7 protein-coding genes are annotated in these 7,812 nt (G+C 57.3%); all 7 read left to right on the forward strand.

Translation table 11 applies throughout. The features are described from left to right. The first annotated feature begins 89 nt into the window (after positions 1-89). Positions 90-458: a preprotein translocase subunit SecE gene (secE, locus tag LAT62_RS15115; RefSeq protein WP_293385838.1), complete on the forward strand. Its 369-nt coding sequence runs from the start codon at positions 90-92 to the stop codon at positions 456-458. Positions 459-472: 14 nt separating this feature from the next. After that, on the forward strand, positions 473-1,000 hold the full coding sequence (nusG, locus tag LAT62_RS15120; RefSeq protein ID WP_293385840.1) for a transcription termination/antitermination protein NusG: 528 nt from the start codon (positions 473-475) through the stop codon (positions 998-1,000). Positions 1,001-1,144: 144 nt separating this feature from the next. Further along, positions 1,145-1,579, forward strand: coding sequence for a 50S ribosomal protein L11 (gene rplK, locus LAT62_RS15125; protein WP_293385842.1), 435 nt, complete (start codon positions 1,145-1,147; stop codon positions 1,577-1,579). Continuing rightward, positions 1,579-2,274 carry a 50S ribosomal protein L1 gene (gene rplA / locus LAT62_RS15130; protein ID WP_293385844.1) on the forward strand — a complete coding sequence of 232 codons (696 nt, stop codon included), beginning with the start codon at positions 1,579-1,581 and terminating at the stop codon, positions 2,272-2,274. Before rplK ends, rplA begins: the two co-directional genes overlap by 1 nt. 186 nt (positions 2,275-2,460) lie before the next feature. Then, positions 2,461-2,988, forward strand: coding sequence for a 50S ribosomal protein L10 (rplJ, locus tag LAT62_RS15135; RefSeq protein WP_293385846.1), 528 nt, complete (start codon positions 2,461-2,463; stop codon positions 2,986-2,988). A gap of 46 nt (positions 2,989-3,034) precedes the next feature. Then, on the forward strand, positions 3,035-3,412 hold the full coding sequence (gene rplL, locus LAT62_RS15140) for a 50S ribosomal protein L7/L12 (RefSeq protein ID WP_293385848.1): 378 nt from the start codon (positions 3,035-3,037) through the stop codon (positions 3,410-3,412). A gap of 155 nt (positions 3,413-3,567) precedes the next feature. Next, entirely contained in the window at positions 3,568-7,647 is a 4,080-nt protein-coding gene (gene rpoB, locus LAT62_RS15145; RefSeq protein WP_293385850.1) for a DNA-directed RNA polymerase subunit beta, read from the forward strand. The last annotated feature ends 165 nt before the right edge of the window (positions 7,648-7,812 follow it).

The following is a 7,812-nucleotide window of genomic DNA, read 5'->3' on the forward strand; positions in this document are numbered from 1 at the left end:
GCATCGGTCTCCAAAACCGAGGGTTGGGGGTTCGAGTCCCTCCTGGCCTGCCATTATTCGGCGTCAGTTTCAGATTTCAGGGAATTTATATGGCTAGTCAGGCTGCTAAAAAAGGCGGCACCTTGGATGTCTTCAAGTGGCTGGTAGTCAGCGCCTTGCTGGTCGCGGCTATCGTGGGCAACGGTCAGAACCCTGAAGTGGGTCTGCTATATCGTGCTCTGGGTGTGGTGGCCTTGGCGCTGATCGCATTGGGCGTTGCGCTGACTACAGAGCGTGGGCGCAAATTCAACCAGTATCGTAAAGAAGCGTGGACTGAGTTGCGCAAGGTCATTTGGCCAACGCGAACAGAAACCACCCAGACCACCCTGCTGGTGTTGGCAGTTGTACTGCTGGTGGCACTGATCATGTTCTTTTTCGATATGCTGATCAGTTTTCTGATCGGCCTGGTCGTCGGTTAATTAAGGAAGCATCCATGCGCTGGTATGTCGTACATGCCTATTCTGGCTATGAGAAGCGGGTTGCGGCCACGCTGAAAGAGCGCGTCGAGCTGCACGGTGTGCAGGATCAGTTCGGTGAGATCCTGGTGCCTACCGAGAGTGTGGTCGAGGTAAAAGACGGAAAGAAGCGCAAGAGCGAGCGCAAATTCTACCCCGGCTATGTCATGGTCGAGATGGAAATGAACGACGAAACCTGGCACCTGGTCAAAAGCACGCCGCGTGTCATGGGTTTCATCGGTGGCTCTTCCGATGCGCCAGCGCCGTTGTCTCAGGCTGAAGCTGATTCGATACTGCGTCGGGTCAAGGAAGGTACAGAGAAGCCGGCCCAGAAGACAGTATTTGAGCCGGGTGAAGCAATTCGAGTGACCGACGGTCCGTTTGCCGATTTCAACGGGACTGTGGAAAAAGTGAATTACGAAAAGAGCCGGCTGCACGTGTCGGTTACTATTTTCGGTCGTTCTACGCCGGTCGAACTGGAGTTTACCCAGGTCGAAAAAGCATAGACTGACCCACTGAATGGTGAAACCGGCCGCGAGCCGGTTTTGCCGTCTGTAGAACGCGACCGCAGAAGTGGTCGACAACTATCGGGGAGCCCGCGGGGCCGGTAACGGTTGACCAAAGGCGCTAGCACCCACAAAGAGGACATTATGGCCAAGAAAGTACAAGCCTATATCAAGCTGCAGGTTGCTGCAGGCAAGGCGAATCCGTCGCCGCCCGTTGGTCCCGCGCTGGGCCAGCATGGCGTGAACATTATGGAGTTCTGCAAGGCATTCAATGCCGAGACCCAGAATGTCGAGCCTGGGCTGCCGATCCCTGTCGTGATCACCGTCTACAACGACCGGAGTTTTACCTTTGTCACCAAGACTCCGCCAGCCGCCATTCTGCTCAAGAAAGCAGCGGGCATCAAAAGCGGTTCAGCCCGGCCCAACACCGAAAAGGTGGGCAAGGTAACTCGTGATCAGCTGGAAGAAATCGCCAAGACCAAGGATCCGGATCTGACCGCAGCCGATCTTGATGCTGCCGTACGCACCATTGCCGGTACTGCTCGCAGTATGGGTCTGAATGTAGAGGGGGTTAACTGATGGCCAGGTTATCCAAGCGCGCCAAAGTGGTTGCAGAAAAAGTGGACCCGCACAAGCAGTATCCGATTGACGAGGCCGTGGCACTGCTCAAGGAGCTGTCTACCGTCAAGTTTGAAGAATCTATCGATCTGGCGATTAATCTGGGCATCGATGCCCGGAAATCCGACCAGAATGTTCGTGGCGCTTCCGTGTTGCCGCACGGCACCGGTAAAGAGGTCAGAGTGGCCGTCTTTGCCCAGGGCGCTGCCGCTGATGCCGCGAAAGAAGCCGGCGCAGACGTTGTGGGCATGGAAGATCTTGCCGAACAGGTCAAGGCCGGCAATCTGGATTTCGGTGTCGTTATTGCGGCTCCGGATGCCATGCGTGTGGTCGGCCAGTTGGGTCAGATCCTCGGTCCGCGCGGTCTGATGCCGAATCCCAAGGTGGGTACGGTGACGCCCGATGTCGCGACTGCGGTCAAGAACGCCAAGGCCGGTCAGGTTCGTTTCCGTACAGACAAGAACGGCATTATTCACGCCTCTATCGGTAAGCTGAATTTCGAACCGAATGCCGTGAAAGAGAACGCCGAAGCATTGATTGCCGAGCTGAAGAAGTTGAAGCCGGCAAACGCCAAGGGTGTCTATGTGAAGAAGGTCAGCCTGTCCACCACCATGGGCCCGGGTCTGACGCTGGATCAAAGCACTCTGGTGATTTAGAACTTTGGGGCTTCGCCGGAAGCACTACGGGTGCTGCCGGCGGGGCTGTCAAAGACCGTAGGGGGGGCGGCTTCGGCCTAACCTTAATGTCCTACGCAGACGGTGAAGCCCACTCAGAATTGAGCTGGACCCTGTAGCCGTAACTAAAGCTGAACCCGGTTAACGCCGGAAATTGGGAGAAATAACGTGGCACTTAGACTCGAAGACAAGAAAAAAGTTGTCGCCGATGTGAGTAAAGTGGCCTCCAGTGCTCTCTCTTTGGTTATTGCCGACTCGCGAGGCGTGTCTGTTGCAGACATGACCCGACTGCGGGCCGAAGCGCGTGCCAACCAGGTCTATATGCGGGTTACCCCGAATAACCTGGCCAAGTTCGCCGTCGCAGGAACCGAATACGAGTGTGCCGTCGATGTGTTCCGTGGTCCGACCCTGCTCGGGTTCTCCATGGAAGACCCCGGCGCCGCTGCCCGCCTGTTCAAAGATTTCGCGAAAGACAACGATAACTTTGACGTCAAGGCGCTGGCAGTAGGTGGTGAGCTGCTGGGTGCAGAACAGATTGATCGTCTTGCCAAGCTGCCGACGCGCGAAGAAGCGCTGGGTATGCTGGCCGCGGTCACGCTGGCACCTGTCACCAAGCTGGTTCGCACGTTCAACGATGTCCCCGGACGGGTGACGCGTGTCGTGCACGCCGTAGCGGAACAGAAAAAAGCGGCCTGACCCTGATGGTCAGTCCACATGAAACGATTTACTGGAGAAAGTAACAATGGCTCTGTCTAAAGACGATATTCTCAACGCAATCGCCGAAATGTCCGTCATGGAAGTGGTTGAACTCGTTGAAGCAATGGAAGAGAAGTTCGGTGTTTCTGCTCAAGCTGCTGTGGCAGCTGCCCCCGCTGCGGGTGCTGGTGACGCTGGTGCTGCTGAAGAGCAGACCGAGTTCGACGTGGTCCTGACTGCTGCTGGTGACAAGAAAGTAAACGTCATCAAGGCTGTTCGCGAAATCACCGGCCAAGGCCTCAAAGAAGCCAAGGCAATGGTTGATGGCGCACCTGCCACAGTGAAGGAAGGCGCTTCCAAGGAAGAAGCCGACCAGCTGAAAGCCAAGCTGGAAGAAGCCGGCGCTTCTGTCGAGCTGAAGTAATCATTCCCTCTTTGTGGAGTGTGCAGAACGCAATGGCTGGCGTCAGATTGACGCCAGCCTTTTTGCCGTTCTGGGATAACTGCTTTTTCTTCCTGCGGGAAGGTCGGACGAGAGTCCCAATGAACCGTCCATTAATGTGAGCTGGGGAACGCTAGATGGCTTACTCTTACACCGAGAAAAAACGTATTCGCAAGAGCTTTGGCAAGATTCCGCCCGTTATGGAGCTGCCTTACCTGCTTGCGATTCAGATGGATTCCTATCGCAAGTTTCTGCAATCCGATCCGGAGGCGAAAGATGCCCACGGTGTGGGGCTGCAGGCTGCGTTCGAATCAATTTTTCCGATTACCAGTTACTCTGGCAATGCCTCGCTGGAGTACGTGAGTTACCGTCTCGGTGAGCCTGCGTTCGACGTCAAGGAATGCCAGCTCCGCGGTGTCACCTACTCGGCTCCGTTGCGGGTCAAGGTGCGCCTGGTAATTTACGACAAGGAATCCTCCTCCAAGGCCGTCAAGGATATCAAGGAGCAGGAAGTCTACATGGGGGAAATCCCCCTGATGACCGAAAACGGCACCTTTGTGGTCAACGGTACTGAGCGGGTTATTGTTTCCCAGCTGCACCGCTCGCCCGGCGTTTTCTTTGATCATGACCGAGGCAAGACTCACTCCTCGGGCAAGTTGCTGTTTTCTGCCCGGGTTATTCCCTATCGGGGGTCCTGGCTGGATTTCGAATTTGACCCCAAGGACAATGTCTTTGTCCGTATCGACCGGCGCCGCAAGCTGCCGGCGACTATCCTGTTGCGTGCTCTGGGCTACAGCAATCAGGACATGCTGGACATGTTCTTTGACACCATCGAGTTCCGTCGTGGTGGCGAACACTTCCAGATGGCGTTCAACAGCGAACAGCTGCGCGGCGAAACCGCCTCGTTCGACATCAAGGGCAAGGATGGCACTGTCATCCTGGAAGCCGGTCGTCGTATCACGGCCCGCCATCTTCGGCAGCTGGAAAAGGCCGGTGTCGAGCATATCAATGTGCCCGATGAGTACCTGATCGGTAAAACGCTGGCGAAGGATTTCGTCGACGAGAAGACCGGTGAGATCATGGCGCCCTGCAACAGCGAGATCACGGCTGATCTGCTGGAGAAGATGGTGCAGGCCGGTGCCCAGCGCATTGACATCCTGTACAGCAATGAGCTGGATTGCGGTCCCTACATCTCCGAAACCCTGCGCATTGACCCGTCGAGCACGCGCCTTGAGGCGCTGGTCGAGATCTATCGCATGATGCGTCCGGGTGAACCGCCGACCAAGGAGTCAGCGGAGAGCCTGTTCGAGAATCTGTTTTTCTCGGAAGACCGCTACGACATCAGCAACGTTGGCCGCATGAAGTTCAATCGTCGCCTCGGGCGCGAAGAGGACACCGGCAAGAGCGTGCTGGACCGTGACGATATCGTGGCCGTGCTCAAGACACTGGTTGATATCCGCAACGGCAAAGGCGAAGTGGACGACATCGACCACCTGGGTAATCGCCGTGTGCGTTCCGTGGGTGAGATGGCCGAGAACCAGTTCCGTGTTGGGCTGGTGCGTGTTGAGCGGGCGGTGCGTGAGCGCCTGTCACTGGCCGAAAGTGAAGGCCTGATGCCGCAGGATCTGATCAATGCCAAGCCGGTGGCCGCAGCGATCAAGGAATTCTTCGGTTCCAGCCAGCTGTCACAGTTCATGGACCAGAACAACCCGCTGTCCGAGGTCACGCACAAGCGCCGGGTGTCCGCACTCGGCCCAGGTGGTCTGACCCGTGAGCGTGCCGGTTTCGAGGTGCGTGACGTACACACCACCCACTATGGTCGTGTCTGCCCTATCGAGACGCCGGAAGGTCCGAACATTGGTCTGATCAACTCGTTGGCGACCTATGCACGCACCAACCATTATGGCTTCCTGGAAACTGCCTATCGGGTAGTGAAGGACGGTCAGGCTACTGATGAAATTGTCTACCTGTCAGCCATTGACGAAGGCAAGCACGTCATTGCCCAGGCCAATGTGCCGATGGACAATGGCAATCGCATTCAGGGCGAGTTCGTGCAGGTTCGTCACCATGGTGAGTTTACTCTGGCGCCGGTCGAATCGGTTGATCTGATGGACGTATCGCCACGCCAGGTCGTGTCGGTGGCGGCCGCTCTGATTCCGTTCCTCGAGCACGATGATGCCAACCGTGCCCTGATGGGCTCGAACATGCAGCGTCAGGCGGTTCCGACACTGCGTTCCGATAAGCCCGTCGTGGGCACCGGTATCGAGCGGGCGGTAGCGCGCGACTCGGGTGTCTGTGCCGTGGCCAGCCGGGGCGGCGTGATCGAGTCTGTCGATGCCAAGCGTATCGTGGTCCGGATCAATGACGATGAAGTCGAAGGCTCCGAAGCCGGCGTCGACATCTACAATCTGACCAAGTACACGCGCTCCAACCAGAATACCTGTATCAACCAGCGTCCGATCGTCAATCAGGGCGATGTGGTGGCACGGGGTGATATTCTGGCTGATGGTCCGTCCACTGATCTGGGTGAACTGGCTCTGGGACAGAACATGCGCATCGCGTTTATGCCCTGGAACGGTTACAACTTCGAGGATTCGATCCTCATATCAGAGCGTGTGGTACAGGAAGAACGCCTGACCACCGTGCACATCCAGGAACTGACCTGTATTGCCCGTGACACCAAGCTTGGGCCGGAAGAAATCACCGCGGACATTCCGAATGTCGGTGAGTCTGCGCTGAGCAAGCTGGACGAAAGCGGCATTGTCTATGTCGGTGCCGAGGTTGGCCCGGGTGACATTCTGGTCGGCAAGGTTACGCCGAAGAGCGAGACCCAGCTGACGCCGGAAGAAAAGCTGTTGCGTGCCATCTTCGGTGAGAAGGCGTCCGATGTGAAGGACACCTCTCAGCGCGTCAAGGGCGGCATGCGCGGCACCGTGGTGGATGTTCAGGTCTTTACCCGTGACGGCGTCGAGAAGGACGAGCGGGCCAAGGCCATCGAGCGTCAGCAACTGGACGAGTTCCGCAAGGACCTGAAAGCCGAGTACAAGATCATGGAACAGGCGACTTTCGAGCGTCTGGCCCAGATTCTGGAAGGCGCAGCGGTCAGCGGTGGAGCCGGCTTCAAGAAGGGCGACAAGCTGACAGCCGAGACGCTGGCCGAGCTGCCCTATGCACAATGGTTCGAGCTGCGTCTGGCCGATGACGAGAAGGCTGCGGCCCTCGAGCAGGCCGAGCAGCAGTTGGAAGAAACCCGCAAGGATCAGGAACACCGCCTGGAAGTGAAGCATCGCAAGATCACTTCCGGTGATGACCTGGCCCCTGGCGTGCTGAAGATCGTCAAGGTCTACCTGGCCGTGAAGCGCCAGATTCAGCCGGGCGACAAGATGGCCGGACGTCACGGTAACAAGGGTGTTATCTCGACCATCGTGCCGGTGGAAGACATGCCGTATGACGAACACGGCGAGCCGGTTGATGTGGTGCTGAACCCGCTGGGTGTGCCCTCCCGGATGAACGTCGGACAGGTGCTGGAAACACACCTGGGGGCGGCGTCCAAGGGTATTGGCAAGCACATCAACGAGATGCTGCGTGAGCGTCGGGCCATCGAAGAGGTACGAAAGTACCTGGACGAAATCTACAACAGTGTCGGTGATGCCTTCCGCAAGGAAGATATCGACGAACTTACAGATGATGAAGTGCTTGAGCTGGCCGGCAATCTGCGTGGCGGTCTGCCCATCAGTACGCCGGTATTCGATGGCGCCCAGGAGCCAGAAATCAAGAAGTTGCTGGAGTTGGCGGGTCTGCCGTCTTCCGGCCAGATTCAGCTCTGGGATGGCCGGACCGGCGAAGCTTTCGAGCGGGAAACCACCGTTGGCTACATGTACATGCTGAAACTGAACCACCTGATCGACGACAAGATGCACGCGCGGTCAACAGGCTCCTACAGCCTGGTGACTCAGCAGCCGCTCGGCGGCAAGGCACAGTTTGGTGGACAGCGCTTCGGCGAGATGGAGGTCTGGGCTCTGGAAGCCTATGGTGCCGCCCATACTCTGCAGGAGATGCTGACCGTCAAGTCGGACGACGTGAATGGTCGGACCAAGATGTACAAGAACATTGTCGATGGCGATCACCGTATGGAACCGGGCATGCCCGAGTCCTTCAACGTGTTGATCAAGGAAATCCGTTCGCTCGGTATCGATATCGAGCTGGAGCACGACTGATCTGTGCAGCCGCCGGGCCTCAGGGTCCGGCGGCAATGCCCCACAACAGGGGCGAGATTGACCTGCGGCCGGCAGTACACCGGTCGCACTCAGTAACTAGCTTTGAGGCGGTTATATGAAAGACTTGTTAGGTCTGCTGAAGGCGCAAAGCCACGAAGAAGAATT

Origin of the sequence: Natronospirillum sp., from assembly GCF_022565775.1 — a bacterium.
In the GTDB taxonomy this organism is placed as follows: Bacteria; Pseudomonadota; Gammaproteobacteria; order Pseudomonadales; family Natronospirillaceae; genus Natronospirillum.